At 60.3% G+C, this 18,556-nt stretch carries 17 protein-coding genes; 6 read left to right on the forward strand and 11 right to left on the reverse strand.

What is annotated here, in order from left to right:
- Positions 1-3: 3 nt before the first annotated feature.
- A complete protein-coding gene (locus HMPREF2708_RS07030; protein WP_070833658.1) occupies positions 4-669 on the reverse strand; it encodes a uracil-DNA glycosylase in 666 nt (221 codons plus the stop codon).
- 37 nt (positions 670-706) lie between these two features.
- Positions 707-1,663, reverse strand: a complete 957-nt coding sequence (locus HMPREF2708_RS07035) for a thiamine-phosphate kinase (protein WP_070833659.1) — start codon at positions 1,661-1,663, stop codon at positions 707-709.
- A 111-nt stretch (positions 1,664-1,774) separates the two neighbouring features.
- On the opposite strand from HMPREF2708_RS07035, the gene HMPREF2708_RS07040 reads away from it, so the two are divergent.
- The gene (locus HMPREF2708_RS07040; protein WP_070833660.1) at positions 1,775-2,755 is read left to right on the forward strand and encodes a DUF3515 domain-containing protein; all 981 of its coding nucleotides are present in this window, start codon (positions 1,775-1,777) and stop codon (positions 2,753-2,755) included.
- Positions 2,756-2,765: 10 nt separating this feature from the next.
- Here HMPREF2708_RS07040 and HMPREF2708_RS07045 read toward each other — a convergent pair whose 3' ends face one another.
- Positions 2,766-3,869, reverse strand: coding sequence for a D-alanine--D-alanine ligase family protein (locus HMPREF2708_RS07045; protein WP_070833661.1), 1,104 nt, complete (start codon positions 3,867-3,869; stop codon positions 2,766-2,768).
- 35 nt (positions 3,870-3,904) lie between these two features.
- Positions 3,905-4,903, reverse strand: coding sequence for an NAD(P)H-dependent glycerol-3-phosphate dehydrogenase (locus HMPREF2708_RS07050; protein WP_070833662.1), 999 nt, complete (start codon positions 4,901-4,903; stop codon positions 3,905-3,907).
- 112 nt (positions 4,904-5,015) lie between these two features.
- Between HMPREF2708_RS07050 and HMPREF2708_RS07055 the strand changes: the two genes are divergently transcribed.
- Entirely contained in the window at positions 5,016-5,996 is a 981-nt protein-coding gene (locus HMPREF2708_RS07055; protein WP_210400334.1) for an NUDIX hydrolase, read from the forward strand.
- Between the two features lie 3 nt (positions 5,997-5,999).
- Here the strand turns inward: HMPREF2708_RS07055 and HMPREF2708_RS07060 are convergent, their stop codons facing one another.
- The 4 genes from HMPREF2708_RS07060 to leuC form a co-directional block, all read right to left on the reverse strand.
- Positions 6,000-8,468 carry a polynucleotide kinase-phosphatase gene (locus HMPREF2708_RS07060; RefSeq protein ID WP_070833664.1) on the reverse strand — a complete coding sequence of 823 codons (2,469 nt, stop codon included), beginning with the start codon at positions 8,466-8,468 and terminating at the stop codon, positions 6,000-6,002.
- 2 nt (positions 8,469-8,470) lie between these two features.
- A complete protein-coding gene (locus tag HMPREF2708_RS07065; RefSeq protein ID WP_070833665.1) occupies positions 8,471-9,862 on the reverse strand; it encodes a 3' terminal RNA ribose 2'-O-methyltransferase Hen1 in 1,392 nt (463 codons plus the stop codon).
- Between the two features lie 47 nt (positions 9,863-9,909).
- Positions 9,910-10,500: a 3-isopropylmalate dehydratase small subunit gene (gene leuD / locus HMPREF2708_RS07070; protein WP_038628602.1), complete on the reverse strand. Its 591-nt coding sequence runs from the start codon at positions 10,498-10,500 to the stop codon at positions 9,910-9,912.
- 62 nt (positions 10,501-10,562) lie between these two features.
- Positions 10,563-11,990 (reverse strand): 3-isopropylmalate dehydratase large subunit, encoded by a 1,428-nt coding sequence (gene leuC / locus HMPREF2708_RS07075; protein WP_070833666.1) that lies wholly within the window; start codon positions 11,988-11,990, stop codon positions 10,563-10,565.
- A 65-nt stretch (positions 11,991-12,055) separates the two neighbouring features.
- Between leuC and HMPREF2708_RS07080 the strand changes: the two genes are divergently transcribed.
- Positions 12,056-12,781, forward strand: coding sequence for an IclR family transcriptional regulator (locus HMPREF2708_RS07080; RefSeq protein WP_070833667.1), 726 nt, complete (start codon positions 12,056-12,058; stop codon positions 12,779-12,781).
- Positions 12,781-13,971 carry an MFS transporter gene (locus HMPREF2708_RS07085; RefSeq protein WP_070833668.1) on the forward strand — a complete coding sequence of 397 codons (1,191 nt, stop codon included), beginning with the start codon at positions 12,781-12,783 and terminating at the stop codon, positions 13,969-13,971. The genes HMPREF2708_RS07080 and HMPREF2708_RS07085 overlap by 1 nt, the downstream gene beginning before the upstream one ends.
- Here HMPREF2708_RS07085 and HMPREF2708_RS07090 read toward each other — a convergent pair whose 3' ends face one another.
- Complete coding sequence (locus tag HMPREF2708_RS07090; RefSeq protein WP_070833912.1) at positions 13,972-14,895, reverse strand: TDT family transporter; 924 nt, start codon at positions 14,893-14,895, stop codon at positions 13,972-13,974.
- A 69-nt stretch (positions 14,896-14,964) separates the two neighbouring features.
- Here HMPREF2708_RS07090 and HMPREF2708_RS07095 point away from each other — a divergent pair, with 69 nt between their 5' ends.
- Both HMPREF2708_RS07095 and HMPREF2708_RS07100 read left to right on the forward strand, forming a co-directional pair.
- Positions 14,965-15,867, forward strand: coding sequence for a LysR family transcriptional regulator (locus HMPREF2708_RS07095; protein ID WP_070833669.1), 903 nt, complete (start codon positions 14,965-14,967; stop codon positions 15,865-15,867).
- Positions 15,851-16,276, forward strand: a complete 426-nt coding sequence (locus HMPREF2708_RS07100; protein WP_070549654.1) for a carboxymuconolactone decarboxylase family protein — start codon at positions 15,851-15,853, stop codon at positions 16,274-16,276. The genes HMPREF2708_RS07095 and HMPREF2708_RS07100 overlap by 17 nt, the downstream gene beginning before the upstream one ends.
- On the opposite strand, the gene HMPREF2708_RS07105 is transcribed toward HMPREF2708_RS07100, so the two are convergent.
- Together HMPREF2708_RS07105 and HMPREF2708_RS07110 are read right to left on the reverse strand one after the other, a co-directional pair.
- A complete protein-coding gene (locus tag HMPREF2708_RS07105; RefSeq protein ID WP_070833670.1) occupies positions 16,270-17,379 on the reverse strand; it encodes an acyltransferase family protein in 1,110 nt (369 codons plus the stop codon). The genes HMPREF2708_RS07100 and HMPREF2708_RS07105 overlap by 7 nt on opposite strands.
- Before the next feature lie 70 nt (positions 17,380-17,449).
- On the reverse strand, positions 17,450-18,406 hold the full coding sequence (locus tag HMPREF2708_RS07110) for a lactate/malate family dehydrogenase (RefSeq protein ID WP_070833671.1): 957 nt from the start codon (positions 18,404-18,406) through the stop codon (positions 17,450-17,452).
- Positions 18,407-18,556: the final 150 nt, after the last annotated feature.

Below are 18,556 nucleotides of genomic sequence, written 5' to 3' on the forward strand. Positions count from 1 at the left end.
TTCCTATTCTAGCGTCCAGTCGATAGGGGTAGCCCCCTGACGAATCAGCGACTCATTGGCCCGGCTGAACGGGCGCGACCCGAAGAACCCACGGGATGCCGACAGCGGTGACGGGTGCGGCGAACAGATGCAGTCCACGCCCGGGAGCCAACGCTGCAAACTCTGCGCATCGCGTCCCCACAGAATTGCCACGAGAGGCTTGTCCCGAGCGACCAATGCTTTGATGGCATGCTCCGTGATTGCCTCCCAGCCCTTACCACGGTGCGAGGCAGCAGCACCCGGGCGCACGGTCAGCACACGGTTGAACAGAGCTACGCCCTGCCTACTCCACGGAGTGAGGTCACCGTTGGAGGGAGTCGGGAGCCCCAGGTCGGAGGAGTACTCCTTAAAAATATTCGCCAACGACCGCGGTACCGGCCTCACATCCGGTTGGACCGAGAAGCTGAGCCCCATCGCGTGCCCCGGGGTCGGATACGGGTCCTGGCCGATGATGAGCACCTTGACCTCATCGAATGGATAAGTGAAGGCGCGCAGCACATCGGTGCCCGCGGGCAGGTAGCCGTAGCCGGCCGCGTTTTCCTCGCGCAGGAACTGCCCCATCCGGTGGATGTCATCGGCCACTGGCTCCAGCGCCTTCTGCCACCCTTCTTCGACCGGCAACGAATCCATGTCATGCAGCCTTTCTTCTCAAAACCTCGTCGAACTCTTAAAAGGAAACCCAACCGGCATCGCGGGCAGGAGGTTTGCCGTCGATAAGCACCGAATCGAACTTTTCCTTCGACACCGTGCCGATAGCGCGGAACCCCGTCGGAGGCTCCCCCGGTGTCGAACCAATCAGTGTGTGGTCCTCCCCGCCGGTGAGCACCCACTCCCATGGATCGATGTCGAGGTATTCGCCAGCGGCAATCTGCAACTCATCGGGCGCAATCGCACTGCTGTCAACTTCCAAAGTAACCCTGGAGGCCTGCGCAATAGCACGGAGATCCACCACCAGTCCATCGGAATTGTCCGTCAGTGAACGCACGCCTGTGGCTCGCGCCGTGGCACCCCTGCGGTATTCAAATTCGGGCGTACAGTGTGCTGCCACCAGTTGCGCAAACTCACTTGGAACCGTTTCCGGGCTTCCGCAGTGCTGCAGCAGCGCAAGGCCCGCTGCAGAGTAGCCGATGCGCCCCGATGCAATCACCGTATCCCCCGCGCGTGCCGCCGAGCGCAGCAGCGGCCGCCCCAGCCCACCGAGTTCGCCCATCGCGGTGATGGAAATCACCAGAGAATCTCCGCTGACCATGTCGCCACCGACAAGCTCCGCGGGACATTGCTTGCCTTCCTGCCACAACCCCTCGGCGATACCGGTGACCACACTCACCGGAGTATGCAACGGTGCTGAGATGGCGAAAAGCATTGCCGTTGGACGCGCACCCATCGATTCGATGTCGGCAAAATTCTGTACCGCGGCCTTAGCTCCAACTTGCTGAGGTGTCGACCAGTCGAGACGGAAGTGGCGCCCTTCCACCAGCATGTCGGTGGAGGTGACAAAGCGGGCGTTGGGGGTTGTCTGCGTCAAGACAGCGGCATCGTCGCCATTGCGTGCCGACGGGGCGATAGCCCGAATGGCCTCAATGACCCCAAACTCGCCAATATCGCCAATGGTCAATTCAGTCACAGTGTCGAGTCACATTCCTAATAGTCGATGGTTAACCGCTAATAGCGGAACCCGTCTCGGCATTGCCCCCAACTAATTGGAGTTGGTACCGGACAACGTAGAATCAGGCCCATGGTAGACGCACCCCCATCGGGAGAAACAGTTCAGTCCAAGGGTAGCCGGACACGCGCGGGCATCGCACTCGCTATCGCCATTATCTCTATCCTCGGCATCATTTTTGCCGCAAAGATTTACCAGGATAATCAGGCGGCAAAGCCAGTCGCGATTTCCAACCCGGAACTCCCCGCCAATGACTCGCCTGAGTGTGCGGAGCTGCTCGACCGACTGCCAGATCGCGCCGCAGGTCTGGTTCGCGCCGAAATTGCAGAACCGGCTCCAGAAGGTGCCGCTGTGTACCGAAACTTGGAACAAGACCGCATCACGCTGCGTTGTGGCGCGAACGTACCGAGCCAGTACAACGAGCTGGCTAAGACCGAAGAGGTCAAGGGCATTTCGTGGCTGCGCGTTGTCGACAGTACCGACGAATCTTTGGCGACTTGGTTCACCGTCGGTCGTGAGCCAGTGGTTGCGATTACCGCCGAAGGAAATGCAGAGGCGGAGGATGCCCTCCTCGACCTCGCCGAGGCGCTGCGCCCGGACTCCGAGTACAAGAACAAGCCGGAGCGCGGCGGCGTCCCACTGGCAGAACTGGCAGCTCCGGAAGCTGATAAGCGCTGTAGCGGCTTGGAAGCTGCCCTCCCCCGCGATCTTGGCAACCGTCACCGACTGAGCGCAGAGGAAATGCCGGCTGACATGCCGAAGGACATGGTCATTTGGGGCGGCACCCCAGCCGATCCGGTGGTTCTGCGCTGTGGTGTCGACGAGCCGGCTGGCTACAGCACCACCACGCAGCAGCTGACACAGGTTGGTGACATTGTCTGGTTCAACGAACCAACGCTGTCCTCCGGTACCTCCGCCACCTGGTACGCCATGGGCCGGGAGCGCTTCGTCGCCGTTGAAATGCCTATGTCGGAGGCTAGCTCGCTGATGCCGGTGCTCTCCTCGGTCATCGCTGACAACCTGGAGAACATCTCGCCGAGCGAAGAGAAGTAAGAACCAGCTTTTACCGACGAGCTACCAGCGCCCGCTCAATCAGGGCGCTGAGCAGCTCCTCGTAGGCAACACCTGAGGCTGCAAACATCTGCGGGTACATCGAAATCGGGGTGAAGCCCGGCATGGTGTTGACCTCATTGATAATCAGGCCATTATCCGTGACAAAGAAGTCCACGCGAGTCAGCCCATCAGAGCCCAATGCCCTGAATGCCCGTCGAGCATCCGTGTCCAGCGCCTTTAGGACATCCTCTGGCAGCTCAGCCGGAATCTGCGCCGAAACGATGTCATCCAAGTACTTGGTTTCAAAACCGTAGAAGCCCTCGTCGGAGTCTTCTGTGCCACGCAGCAAGGACGGAACTGATACCTGCAGGCTGCCGTCAGCGCGCTGGAGCACGCCAATTTCTACCTCGGCGCCGTCTACCCCGGCCTCTACGATGACCTTCCAATCATGTTCGCGGGCCAGCTCTACCGCTGTATCCAACTTCGCCCAATCATCGACGCGGGAGATACCAATCGACGATCCACCACGGGCAGGTTTGACAAACACGGGCAGGCCAAGGGTCTCCTTGTCTTCGTCGGAAAGCGACTCGCCGACGTGCAAAACAACCTGCTTACCGATGGGCAGCCCCGCGGCGTGAAGCAGATTCTTCGTGCGTTCTTTATCCATACCTGCAGCGGAAGCGAGCACGCCCGGGCCGACGTAAGCAATCCCGGAAAGCTCAAAGAGCCCCTGAATCGTGCCGTCCTCGCCGTGCGGACCGTGGAGAACCGGGAAGATAACGTCGACGGTGTCGAAAACCTCGCCGGCGCGTTCACCGGTAACGAAGCGAAATTCACCGCGGCGTGACGGCGAGGTGCTCAGCGCAACTTCCTCGCCCGGGATGACCTCCGGCATCGTACGCCCCTGCGTGCGCAGCGTGTCCGTCTCACGCGTGCCGACGGTCCAGACACCATCCTTGGTAATACCAATGGGAACCACTCGGAAGCGGTTCTCATCCAGGTGATCCATAATTGCGCCAGCTGAGACACAGGAGACACTGTGTTCAGGGCTTGCGCCGCCGTAGATAACGGCGACGGAAATGCGATCTGCAGACGAGCTATTCGACGAAGTCATGGTGACTAAGTTTAGCCCCGACCTCGTTCAAGTGGTTACTCCGACTTGCGGCTGCGCCCCATCAGCTTACGAATTGTCTCATCGACCTTCGCGCCTTCGTGGCAGACGGCGTAAACGGCCTCAGTAATTGGCATTTCCACACCATTGCGACGAGCGAGGTCACGGACCGAGATTGAAGAAATCACGCCCTCAGCCACCTGACCGCGCGTAGCATGCTGCGCCTGCTCCATCGTGTCACCGCGACCGAGACGGTCACCGAAGGTGCGGTTACGCGACAGTGGTGAGGAACAAGTGGCCACCAAGTCACCGAGACCGGCTAGACCCGCGAAAGTCTTCTCCTCTGCGCCAACAGCGTCGCCCAAACGCGTGATTTCCGCCAGACCACGGGTGATGATGGTTGCCAACGTGTTCTCGCCCAAGCCCTGACCAGCGGCCATACCGCAGGCCAACGCAATGACGTTCTTGCAGGCACCGCCGATTTCGCAGCCGATCACATCGGTGTTGGTGTAGGGACGGAAGTAATTAGTGGCGACTGCCGCCTGAATCATCTTGGCGTTGTTCTCATCAGCGCATGCAATGACCGTTGCCGCTGGCTGCTCCATCGCAACTTCGCGGGCGAGGTTCGGGCCGGATAGCACCGCAATACGCTCGGCTGGAAGATCCGTGACCTCGGCAATAACCTCACTCATGCGCAGATGTGTCTCACGCTCCACACCCTTGGCCAGGCTGAGCAGAATCGTCTCCGGCCCGATGAAGTCCTTCCAGACCTTGAGATTGTCACGCAGGGTCTGCGAGGGCACGCCCAGCACCACCACATCCGCGCCCGTCAGCGCGGCCTCTGCATCCGAGGTGGCTTCAATGTTTCGCGGCAGCCCCAGCCCAGGTAGGTAGTCGTGGTTTTCGCGACTGATTTGAATACGCTGTGCTTGCTCCGCCCGTCGCGACCACAGCCGTACAGGATTGCCCGCATCAGCAAAAACCTTGGCGAGCGTCGTGCCCCACGAGCCCGCACCCATCACTGAAACCTGCACCATCGCCGCGACCTTCCTCCGTTAGTCTCTAATCTCCAACAAGTCTAGCGAGACGTTCTCACACTGCGATACTAAACTAGGTCGGCGACAAAGCATTGAAAGGGAATTCACGATGATGCACGAAGAGGACAAGGACCTCAAGGGCGATACCTCCGTGACCGGTCGCCTGCGCCAGATTCCGACGAAGCCAGGTCAGGATGTCACCAAGCCGACCTTCGCGGCCGGCGCGGTTCTGTGGCGAGGCGATGTCCACAACCCTGAAATCTGCGTGATTCACCGTCCTTCCTACGACGACTGGTCGCTGCCGAAGGGAAAGCTCGACGCCGGTGAGAACCTCATTGCCACCGCTGTCCGCGAAATCTGGGAAGAAACAGGCTACCGCGTCCGGCTGGGCAAGCTCGTCGGCAACGTCTCCTACCCGGTCGCCGGACGCACGAAGCTGGTCTGGTACTGGACCGCTGAGGTGCTCGACGGCGAATTCGAGCAGAACTCCGAGGTCAACGAGCTTCGCTGGGTCTCCTGGGACGAAGCCGAGGAGCTGCTGTCCTACGATCTCGACCGCGACGTGCTGGTCAAGGCCCGCAAGCGCATGAACAAGGAACCGGACACCCGTCTCATTCTGGTTCGCCATGGGCGTGCGCACCGTCGCACCAACTGGAACGGCAATGATGCACTGCGGCCACTGGATAAGAAGGGACGTCGTCAAGCGGAACTGCTTGTCTCTGCCTTGGAAGGCTTCCGCCCCGAGCGCGTCTACTCCGCCGAACCCGTGCGCTGCCAGGACACCGTTGCACCGCTCGCCGCAGAGCTGGGCATGCAGGTCACAGTCGACGAACGGCTTGGCGACGAGCACTGGATTGCCAATCAGGTCGAGTCCAAGAAGGCCTTCGAGGACATTGTCGCGCTAGGCGGAGTCAGCGTGGTCTGCTCTCAGGGCATCACCATCCCTGACCTGTTGGCCGCTTGGTCCGCCGAGGGCACCCTACCCTTCGACGAGGAAATCCTGTGCAAGAAGGGCTCCGCCTGGGTACTCGGCTTCAACGACGGTGTGATGACCACGGCTGATTACTACGCCTCTGCTCTGCCGGTGAAGTAACCCCTACAACCTGGGATCCATCGGCTCTGACTCCAGCGCCAACACGCCGAAGACGGGGACATGGATCCGATGCAGAGGCTCGCCCGCCGCTAGTCGCTCCAGCGACTCGATGCCGAGGGCATATTCGCGTAGCGCCGATGACTGCTTGTGCTGCAGATTTCGCCGCTTCAACCGCTCTTGACGCTGCGGGTGCAGGTAGTCATGCCCATAAATCATGCGCAGATACTCCCGTCCGCGCACCTTCATGCCGGGCTGCACCTGACGCGGCGTCTCTGCGTTTTCCATTGGCTTGACGACGGCCCCCTCCCCGCCCGACTCTGTCAGCTGCAACCACCACTGCGATGCGGCCTCCACCTGTTCCGGGTCACTGGGGTCGAGGACGAAGCAGCGCGTCTGCCGGTAGATCTCACTGTCAGCTGCTACCAGCTGGTTCGCGATATCCAAGTGCCATGAGTGGGGCTTGTGGTGCCAGGTGGCATCCTCACTTGCCAACACTTGGAACGGTGCGAACTGAATCTTCTTGTCGCTGTCGACATACCGGTTGTAGGCAGCGCGGAACTTCTCGAGCTCGTCCAGAGTCTGCTCTGGAGCAGGACCACCGACCTCTACTCCCCTGTCGGTTGCCGCCTGCAGCGCTGCCGCGAGGTGTGTCGCTGCACCGATACCAGCGGCAGCGGTGGGTGCATAGATCTCGTCGATAAGCCCTTGGGCCTTGAGATTCCAGGGCAGCATTTCGCCGTCGAGCAGGATCCAATTGCCGAATTGGTCAAAAAGCCCGGCGCGCGTTGCGGCCTTGGTCATGGCATCAAGTGCCGGGGTCGTGTCGTCGAAGAAGGCACGCCCCGTCCGGGTATATGCGTACGAGCTAGCACCGAAACGAGTCTTCGCCCCTGGCCGGATCAGGCACAGCACAGCTCGGGAACCCATGTGCTTTTCCTGACAAATGACCTGGTCAGTGTACGCTGCGTAGTAGCGGAATGCCTCCTCCGGGTGTTCTAGGAAGCCCTCTCGCTGCGAGGTCGGCGCCGGTGACATGGTCGGTGGCAGGTAAGGAATTTTCTCCGGTGCGAGCGTGAAACGGCTGATGGTTTCCAGCGCTGCAGCCGCGCGGTCACTATCAATGCGGATGCGGCCATGCCGGCCAGTCTGAATACCATCGACGTCTAACACATCAGTGATGCGCAGCTCGGACTCCGGACGGTTGGTGGTGCTGCGCGATGGGGCCTCCCACCAGGTCTGCTTTGCATCGACCTGCACGGTCTCTAGTTCGGGATAGCGCAGCGCAGAGAGCTTGCCGCCGAAGACACAACCAGTGTCGATGCACATGGTGTTATTGACCCAGCGCAGACGGTCCGCTTCCATGTGGCCATAGACAACACGGGCGGCACCGCGGTAGTCCGCTGCCCAATCCAGACGTTCTGGCAGGCCATTTTCATCGAGCTTGCCAGTAGTCGCACCGTAGAGCGCGAACTCACGGACCTTTCCGGAGGCTCTGCCATGGAGGTGCTCAGGCAATCCCGCGTGGGCTACGACCAGAGCGCCGTCGTCAAGCACGTAGTGCACGGGCAGGTGGTCGATGAATTCACGGGCGCCCTTCCGGAACTCCTCACTTTCGTCGGCGAGCTGAGTGAGCGTTTCGGCCAGCCCGTGTCCAGTGGTGACGTTGTGGCCGTCGAGGGCGCGCACCAACTTAGAGTCATGGTTTCCGGGCACGCAGAGGGCATTGCCGGCAGCGACCATTCCCATGACCAGTTTCAAGACGGCTGGACTATTGGGGCCGCGATCGACAAGGTCACCAACAAAAATGGCCGTGCGACCATCGGGGTGATGAGCATCGCTTCCATCTGCCGAGAGCTGATAGCCAAGCTTTGCCAGCAGTTCGGTCAACTCATCGAAGCAGCCGTGGACGTCGCCGATAATGTCGAACGGACCGTGGAGGTCGCTGCGGTTGACCTTGAGCGGAACACGTTCAATGGTGACCTCTTCAATTTCCGTCGCGGAATTCAAGATGAAAACGTTGTGAATCTTCTCGCGCTTAATGTGCTTGAGTCCTCGGCGCAGGTCACGGTGCTGCCGCTCCAACACCTCTACTCCGAAATTGCGGTCAGTGCGCTCCCTGTGCCGCTCCTTCGCCTCCGCCAGCGGAAGATTCAAAACGATGGCAGCATTCAGCGCATGGTGGCTGCGCGCCAGCTTCACGAGCCGGGCACGGTCCTGCGGCTTCACATTCGTCGCATCGACCACGGTGAGCAAGCCTGCTTCCAGGCGCTTGCCGACGATCGTCTCCAGCAGCTCAAAAGCAGACGCCGTCGCCGCCTGGTTATTCGGATCGTTGGAAACAATGCCGCGACAGGTATCCGAGGATACGACTTCAAACGGGCCGAAGTGCCGTGCCGCAAACGTCGACTTTCCGGCGCCAGAGACACCGACCAGCATGACCAAGCTGAGGTTAGGAAGCGAGATGGTACTCATAATCAGCTCTCCTCTGCTGCGGTGAAGTCGTAGGAAAAGACTGCCATTTGGGTCGGTTGGCCATAGGTTTCGTGCACGTCCCCAATTCCGTCGAAGTCGACGAGATAGCCGAACTTCTCGGCCACGCCCGTCGCCCACTGGCGAAACTCTGCGCGGCTGAACTCGAAGCGGTGATCGAGGTGTCGGAACTGTCCGGGCGCTAGGTTTGGATAGCACGCGTTGTAGTCCCTGTTCGGCGTGGTGACGATGACATACTGCGGCCTGGCAAGCCCGAAAACGTTGTTCTCCAGCGCGGGCAGTCGGTCGGCATCAACATGTTCGATGACCTCCATCAGAATTGCCACGTCCATATTTGCAATGCGCTCGTCGGCATAGGTGACCGAGGATTGGAAAAGCTCCACCCGCGCGGCTTGGCGCTCCGGCATGCGATCTAGGTTCAGCGCCTTGTGCGCCTTACGAAGCTCCCCTACAGAGACATCAGTGCCAACAATCTGCGCGATTCGCGGATTCTCCAGCATCGGCCCCAGCAACACGCCGGAACCACAGCCGATGTCCACCACGCTGCGCGGGCGCAGGCTAAATACCTCACGCAGCACTCGGTCTTGACGCTGTCGATTGAGCGGCTTGGCTGTCTGGTCACCGCTGGCCAGTTCGATTGCACCAGCTTCCCCGGCAAGCTTCACGACGGCTTCGTTGACCAGGCCTTTTTGATCGGCAAGGTAGCGCTTTAGGATTTTCTCCCGCTTCGGGTGCTCCGGCAGCCAGTCCTGGGCGCGCGCGGCCAGCTTGTCGATTTCCCGGTCATCAACCCAATAGTGTTTCCCACCGTCGAGGACGGGAAGCAGAATATACAGGTGATTGAGCAAATCACGAACGGTTGCTCGACCTGTGAGGGTCACCGTCGGTGAGAACTTCTGCCCGGCAATGTTGTTGAAGAAATCGCAGGTGACCTTCCACCCCAATGGCTCAAACAAAGCACGGATTTCTTCCTCGGTGCCGGGTACCGCCGCGACTGTCGCGGTGAGGTCGCTTGGGGTTTCGTCGTAAGGCGAAGTCTTTTCCATGACCATCGCCGTGGAGAAGACCGACTTCAACGCCACAGTCAAAAGCGATGACGCAGCCCACTGCCGATCATTAATGTAGCCGGTCAGATTGAACGTATCGGCACGGTACTGCTTGAGTTTCAGCAACTCATCGCGGTCAATATCAACCCAGAGGGCTGCCGTGCATTCGGCATCGGTTGCAGTGGGGAAAAAGACTCGGGCAACACCGAACTTTAACTCGGCCTCATGCACGCGATCGGGATGCTTTCGCAAAATAAATCCCAAATCGCGTGCCGATTCAACAGGCGAAGATTCACCTAGCCGAGAGTGTTTAGTGATTGCCAGATACATACGGCAAGTCTAACGCCTACCGCGGATTGGACTAGAGCATTTTTGACCTACATCGTCTTCGGCTTGTGGGCCGGACGACTCTTCTCGTAGGCCACAATGTCCGCTTCGTTGCGCAGGGTCAGAGAGACGTCGTCAAGCCCTTCCATCAGACGCCAGCGAGTGTAGTCATCGACCTCGAACGGGAAGACCTGCTCGCCGGCCTCGACGGTGCGGGTCTCCAGGTTGACGGTGAGCTCCATGCCCGGGTTGGCCTCGAGCAGCTTCCACAGCAGCTCGACATCAGACTGCTGCATCTGTGCGGCGAGCAAGCCCGCCTTGCCGGCATTACCGCGGAAGATATCGGCGAAGCGGGATGAGATGACGACGCGGAAGCCGTAGTCCATCAGCGCCCACACGGCGTGCTCACGGGAGGAACCGGTACCGAAGTCCGGCCCTGCTACGAGGATGGAGCCCTTTGCGTACTCCGGACGGTTGAGCACGAAGTCAGACTCGTTGTTGCGCCAGTTGCTGAACAGGCCATCCTCGAAGCCGGTGCGGGTGACGCGCTTTAGGTAGACGGCCGGGATGATCTGGTCGGTGTCGACGTTGGATCGCTGCAGGGGAACGCCGACGCCGGTGTGAGTATCAAACTTTTCCATGGTGAAAGGTCCTTAGAAGTTCTGCTTGGGTCTGTTGTACAAAGATCGGCAGTGAGAGTCAGTTAGAGATCAGCCGGTGCTGCGAAATGACCGGCGACGGCGGTAGCTGCGGCGACAGCCGGGCTGACCAGGTGGGTACGACCGCCCTTGCCCTGGCGGCCTTCGAAGTTGCGGTTGGAGGTCGAAGCGCAACGCTGTCCTGGAGTCAGCTGATCCGGGTTCATGCCCAGGCACATGGAGCAGCCCGGCATACGCCATTCCGCACCTGCCTCTTCGAAGATCTTGCCCAGTCCCTCTTCCTCAGCCTGCGCACGGACCTTTGCGGAGCCCGGCACGATGAGCATCTGAACGCCATCGGCAACCTTGCGATCCTTCAGCACGTCGGCAACAGCGCGCATGTCCTCGATGCGGCCATTGGTGCAGGAACCGACGAAGACCACGTCAACATTGACGTCGCGCATCGGGGTGCCCGGTTTCAGATCCATGTACTCCAGTGCGCGCTCGGCGGCGATACGGTCGGAGTCCTCAGCGATAAACTCCGGATCCGGCACGGTCTCGCCCAGCGGCACACCCTGGCCTGGGTTGGTGCCCCAGGTAACGAACGGGGTCAGCGCGGAACCGTCGATTTCAACAACCTTGTCGAACTCCGCATCGTCTTCAGTAACCAGCGACTTCCAGTACTCGACGGCCTCGTCCCACTGCTCGCCCTGCGGCGCGTGCGGGCGGTCCTTCAGGTATTCGAAGGTGGTCTCGTCCGGAGCAATCATGCCGGCGCGGGCACCGGCCTCGATGGACATGTTGCAGATGGTCATGCGGGCTTCCATCGACAGCTTCTCGATGGCCTCGCCGCGGTACTCGATAACGTGCCCCTGGCCCCCACCGGTGCCAATCTTGGCGATAATCGCCAGAATCAGGTCCTTGGCGGTAACACCATCCTGCAGCTCGCCGGTGACATTGACCGCCATGGTCTTGAAAGGCTTCAGCGGTAGGGTCTGGGTAGCCAGAACGTGCTCAACCTCGGAGGTACCGATACCAAAGGCCATCGCGCCGAAAGCACCGTGCGTTGCAGTGTGGGAGTCACCACAGACAACGGTGGTGCCCGGTTGAGTCAAGCCCAGCTGCGGACCGACAACGTGCACGATGCCCTGTTCACGGTCGCCCATCGGATGCAGGCGGATGCCGAACTCCTCGGCATTCTTACGCAGTGTGGCAATCTGGGTGCGAGAGGTCGGTTCCTCAATCAAATTAATCTGGCCACCGGCGACGGTGGTCGGAACGTTGTGGTCCTCGGTTGCGATGGTCAGATCCGGGCGGCGCACCTTGCGCCCTGCCAGACGGAGGCCATCAAAAGCCTGCGGCGAGGTAACCTCGTGGACGAGGTGCAGATCGATATAAATCAGATCTGGTTCGCCGTTTTCGCCTTGCTTGACTACGTGGTCACGCCAGACTTTCTCGGCCAGAGTCTTCGGGCTGGTGTCCGTGGTGCGCATGGTGGGTGAGCCGCCTTCCGGATATATCGCTTTTATCTCAAAGTATGAGATGTTAATATCATGGCATGGGACAGATTAGCACATCCGAGACGCCAGCTCTAAGTGGCATTAAAGTTCTCGATCGTTCGGTACTCATTCTCAAGTCCGTTGCGCAAACTCCTCGCACCCTCGCCGAGCTCTGCGAGGACACCGGGCTGCCCCGCGCGACCGCCCATCGGCTGGCCACGGCGTTGGAAGTGCACCGCCTTGTCACCCGCACTCCGGACGGCCGCTGGACGACGGGCCCCGGGCTCACCGAGATCACACCTGTCACAACTGACCTGCTTGCCGACGCCGCAGCGCACATCCTGCCGAAGCTGGTAGAGGTGACCGGCGAGTCAGTGCAGCTCTACCGGCTCACCGGCGACACCCGCACCTGTATTGCCTCCATGGAGCCCGCCACCGGACTGCGTAACACCGTGCCAGTTGGCTCTCGCATGCCGCTAACCGCCGGCTCCGCCGCACGTGTTCTCCTGGCCTTTGGCCCGGCCAACCTCACTGAGCGAATGCTGCCCGACGCCGACTTCAACCAACAGGACCTCGACGACTGCCGACGTCTCGGCTGGTCCGAGTCCATGGGTGAGCGCGACCCCGCACTCGCCTCCGTCTCCGCCCCGGTTTTCGACGGAAACCAGCGCATGATTGCAGTCCTATCCGTCTCCGGCCCCGTGGAGCGTATGACTCCGTCGCCCTACGAATGCTGGGGCGCAAACGTTCTTGCCGCCGCCGAGGAGATGAGCTCTCGACTGTAATGCCCGCTTACCGTCACCTGGTCCTTCTTCTGTCCATGTTCGCGGCGGTCGGCTCGTCCGTCGTCCACATGGGTGTGCCTTTTCTCATCCCATCCTTGCAGGAAAACGGCTTAAGCCTCTCCGCCGCCGGCCTCGTCGCAGCGATGCCGGCGGCCGGTATTGTCTTCACGCTCATCGCCTGGGGCTGGTTTGTCGACCGCTATGGCGAACGCGCAGCTCTGTTCGCCGGCCTGACCTCTACTGCCTTAACGACGGGGCTTGCGGCGCTGGCTTCGTCGTCAAGCCCGGCCCTGCTCGGGGCCACACTCTTCCTCGCCGGATGCGCAGCGGCAAGCGTGAACTCAGCATCCGGCCGCGTGGTGTCGGGCTGGTACCCACCACACCAGCGCGGCACTGCGATGGGCATTCGCCAAATGGCTCAGCCCCTCGGCGCGGCTTTGTCCGCGGTAACCATGCACCCTCTCGCGCAGAATTACAGCATCGGAGTCGCACTCGCGATGCCCGCAATCCTGTGCGCCGTGCTGGCGGTGCTTGTGCTGGTGGGCGTGAAGAACCCCCCTCGCCCTGATGCCTCGAACCCCACCGTCACGGCCAGCCCTTACCGCGACGGCAAATACCTCGTGCGCATCCATATCGCCTCGGCGCTGCTGTCCTGGCCGCAGTCGATGATGGGTGCCTACATTCTGGTGTGGCTGTTGTCCGTGGGGTATGCCGATAGCACGGCGGGCACGATTGTGATGGTCTCACAGCTGCTCGGTGCCGGATCGCGAGCACTAATGGGTGTGCTCTCCGACCGAGTGCGATCCCGCATCCGCCCCTACCGCTGGGTCGCGGGTGCGACCTTTGTTTTGGCTGTCGCAATGATGATTGCCAGCTGGGCTGATTGGCGCACGCTTGGAACTTTGCTGGTCTGCGCACTGGCCGTTGCTGTGGTCAGCCCGAATGGTCTTGCCTTCACCGCAGTTGCTGAATACGCAGGTCCCTTCTGGTCCGGACGCGCTATGGGTACGCAGAACACGTTCCAGAACATTATCTACGCTGCAACGCCTCCGGTTTCGGGTGCGATTGTGGCCGCTGCGGGCTTCCCCGCACTGTTTGCCGTCACAGCTCTGTTCCCCGCCGCCGCGCTGGGTATTGCGCCACGAGAAGACCAGAACCGCAACGGGAGGGTGCGGGTCGAGCTTGACTAGCTAGCTCCGCGTCCACCAAACAAATCGAGCCACGCACGCGCACCAGTGCACAGCCAGCAAACATAGCAGCCCAGCGCTGACTACGTATAGCCACTGCACGCCGGTAGTGTCACCCAGGCTGTGCGTACCAAGGCTCATCGTGCCCACGGGGAAGGTTGCACCCCACCAACCAGGGCTATAGCCGGCCCAACGGATTACGGCACGAGTGAATCGTCGTAAAGCTATGGCAGCGAGGAAAATGCCGACAATGAGCACCACAGCGCCGTAAGCAACAGCGAAGGTTCGGTTGAAAAGCAGCTGCGCAGCAACCGTGGACTGACCGACCAGCCCGAGCGGAATCCAGGCAGTACCGGCGATAGAATCGGGGATGCGCATGGTGCCAGAGAACAGCGCGACGTAGCAGCGTACGAAAACCGGCAGAACCGTAATCAGCGCCATCCAAAAGAGTATTTGTGCGCAGACGTGATAGAACGTGCCGTAGTCAACGCTCAGCTGCGCGCCACTTGTCGCCGCCACCATCGGGGCGACTAGCGCGAGGCCCCACTGAAAAGTTGGTTCGCCTTCGAATCCTCGCAGCTGACGAAGGCTGACGTAGATTGCCAGCGGCGCTCCAATCCACCAGGACGTCAGCTGCCACGATGAGTTACTAGATAGCGCAGTCGCAGCACTACCGAGAGCCATGATGCCCATCAAGAGCATGCCCCACGGTGCCATCAACTTCGAGTGGAAAGGCGGGTTTCGAAGCCGCAACCAGCCAACCACTATGAAACCGAGAATGCCTACTGCCACGATGAGAAGCAGCTCCGGAACCATCGGCACGTCATGAATGTGCGCAAGCGTGGCGAAGATGGACGTACCCATCAGAGATCCTGCCCACGCAGGTCCGGCGGGCGCAAGCACATCACTGCGAGGAGAGTTGGTCATGCCCATACTGTATTTGCGCTTGCTGCAGTCACAGCTATCACGAAACTCTGCGAGGGGTACCATTGATGCATGTACCCCTCTGCTGTGGCCGAACTCGAAGCACTTCTCACCGTCGCCCGTGCGGGGTCGATCTCGAAGGCTGCGCGTGAGCTCGGCACCAACCAGCAGACCATGTCCGCACGCATCGCACGGGCGGAGAAAGCGCTGGGAATCACCGTCTTCGAACGCTCCCCTTACGGCGTCTCACCTACGGAAAAAGGGCAAGTGCTTATCGACGCCCTCCCAGACCTCCTCGCCGCCTGCCACAGGTTTTCGGGCATTGCCGCCAGCTTGCGTTCCGACGATGTTCCCCGCCACCTCACCCTTGCGGTGTCCAATACTGTCGCTGAGCTCTACTACCCCGGCTGGGCCGCCGAGTTCCACCGGCAACATCCCGCAGTCAAACTGTCGATGGTGCAGGCAAACTCCCGGGAGGTCCGGCAACTAGTAGCCGACAGTGCGGTGGACTTTGGTCTGGTTGAGGGCGAGGCTGGTCGACACGACCTCGAAGAGCGGATCATCGGCACCGATGAGCTGGTCCTCGCCGTGCCGACGGGGCACCCGTGGACTGAGCGGGCCGAGATATCCATCGAGGAACTGTGCACTACCCCGCTGGTTATTCGCGAACCCGGTTCCGGCAGTAGACAGGTCGTGGAAGATGCACTGGGGAATCTCGCCGAACCCGCGGGAGAATTCGGATCCCTGTCAGCACAGCGTGCTGGCATGATTGCGCTGGCAGCGCCAACAATCATCGCCCGCGGCGCAATTCGCGATCAGGTAACGCTCGGGCGCATCGTCATCGTCCCCACCCGCACCCGTTTTACTCGCAATCTCAGCGTGGTTATGCGTCGCGGCAGTGAAGCTAGTGGGGACATTTCGGAATTTATCCGCATTGCTAGTCCTATACTTAGCAAGCATGAGCAATCCCAATGATGAACTATTTTCCTCCGACCGCTACGATGCCGGTATCCAGATCCGCCGCGAGGTAATGGGCGACGAATTCGTCGATGCCGCCCTCTCTCGCAACGCCGGCTCCGATGGAGAGACCCTGCAGAAGCACATCACCGCCACAGTCTGGGGTTCTGTCTGGAGCCGCGAAGGACTGGCCAAGCGTGATCGCTCCCTGCTCAACATTGGAATGCTCGTCGCTCTGCGCGCCACCGAAGAGTTGCGCGGCCACATCAAGGGTGCCCTCGCCAACGGCCTGACCCGCACCGAGATCACCGAAGCCATCGTCCACGCTTCCGGTTACTGCGGCGCACCAGCTGCACTGTCCGCGATGAAGGTCGCGCAGGAAGTGCTCGTCGCTGAGCTTGGCCCGCTTGACGACGACGATCAGTAGGCAGCCCACGGGCTCTCAGGCCCTGGTCTCCGCGTGAGCACATCGGTGATGCGTCGCAGCAGCCACGACAGCGGCAGGGCAAAGGCAGCGGTGACGATTGCCACTGCCAACATCGAGCCTTGGAAGGTCTGATAGCCCATCAACGTCATCACCCAGTCCATGACCAGCACGTGGACGAGGAAGAACTCGTATGAGACCTCTCCCAACCAAATCATGGCTGGATGACGAAGCCACCTGACCTCCGTACCCAGCGCAATCGGGGCCACGAATGCACCAGCGGACAGGCCATACAGCGTGGTCTTCCACAACGCCTGGTCGACATCATCCGGCACCAAGGTTGCTGGCCCCACGTGGGTGGTTGTGGATAGGAAAAACAGGACTAGCGCTATCAGCCAGCTGGCCGCCAAATTGACGCGCCAGCCAACTTTTCGCCCGTAGGCCAGCAGCATACCGATGGCGAACCAGTCGAAATACGCCATCGGCCACAGCCGTGCCGCTACCGGCAGCAGCTCTTCCTGATGCGACAGCACAGTCCAGACCGGGCCAATAAGGCCAAAGCCAATAATGATGGCCAACGTTGGACCAGGCCGCAGCCTCCCCTTCGTGATTGTCCAGATGCCAAGCCCCACCAGTGGCAACACCAGGTAGAAGCCGACTTCCACCACCATCGACCACATCTGCGGCAAGCCCGGGTGAATCCAGCCGAATTGGAGCGTCTGAGTAAAAGACATCGACCGCAGCCAGCCCTGCAAACCCCCACCCGATGGTGGCGGGTCATCTGCGGCATGAATGAGGAATGCCGCAGTAACCACAATCCAGTAGGCCGGCAGAACTCTCTTCGCGCGACTGGTGAAGTACTTCCGCAAGTCCGGTCGATTCGCAGGGACGTCGTCAGGCGAACCGAGCCAACGCCCTGTGAGCAGAAACGCACTGAGCACGAAGAAGATGGTGACGCCAATTTCGAATCGACCGTTGAGGCGCCCCCACCAATCGTCCGTGTAATGTCCAGTCCAGAACGCGGCATGCGTAAGCAGGACACCGAACGCACCGATGGCTCGAATGCTGGTCAGCTCCGGAACGTAGGAGGACTTGGCCGAATTCATGCCAATATTTTAGGAGCGCAAAGTACTTCCCGCGTTTGTTTCGGCAAAAGTGGAACCTACATAATTTCTTCTACATGTTCTCGACGGTGCTCAAGATGTACTGAGCAGATTCGCGCAGCCGCTCCAGCTCCCAGCTGTTTAGCTGTGGTGGCATACGGCGAATGATTCCACTTCGGCCGATCACCGCAGGCATCGACAGCGAGACATCCGGCAACCCGTATTCACCATCCAAGCGTGTACACACCGGGTGGACGCTGTTTTGATCCAGCATCACCGCGCGGGCAATTTCCAAAGCGGAGCGTGCAACACCGGCATTAGTCCAGCCCTTGGCATTGAGAACATCGTAAGCTGCCCCGACCACGGCATCTTGAATTTCTTGCGGTGAAGGCAGCGGCGTGCCATGCCATTTTTCCAGTTCTGTCCACCTCACACCTTGAACATTGAGTGTGGACAAAATTGGGACAGCCGTAAGCCCATGCTCACCCATCATGTAGCCAGTAACTGACTTTGGATCAATTCCCAGCTGCTTGGCAACTACCCACCGCAGTCGGGCCGAATCTAGCATCGTGCCGGTGCCAAAGAGCTTTTCCGCGGGGTAATCGAACTCGGTATGGGCCAAGTGCACCACCGCATCGAGCGGATTAGTAATAAAGAGGACAATCGCATCGCGCGTATGCTTCACGATTCCCGGCATGACATCGCGAACCACTTGCCCGCTGAGCTTGGCCAATCCGGCACGGTCCGGCCGGGAATCCGGGTCGTCCGGATCCGGGAGAATGGACGCACCAGCAGCAACGATAATCATATCCGCGTCGACGCAATCGCTGTAGTCCCCAGCATGCACATTGACATAGTCCGTGCCGGGAACACCAGTGGACTGGGATTGGTCCAGAGCCTCGCCATGCGCAACGCCTGGTGCTGTATCAATTGTGACAATCTCAGCGAACAGCCCGGATTCCATGGCATATGTCAGGACATACGAACCGACGTGACCGAGACCAATACAAACGAGTTTTGAATGTTTCATAGTTTCGATACTAGGACTGTGGAAATCCAGTGCCGCGGTGGAGGGTTAGGCAATGTAGAGGCAAGCACGAAAAAGCAAAAGCCTCCACCCAATCACGGGCGAAGGCTTGTGCTTTGTATATCTTTGTACCCCGTACGGGATTTGAACCCG

It is taken from the genome of Corynebacterium sp. HMSC073H12 (assembly GCF_001837775.1).
Taxonomy (GTDB): Bacteria; Actinomycetota; Actinomycetes; order Mycobacteriales; family Mycobacteriaceae; genus Corynebacterium; species Corynebacterium amycolatum.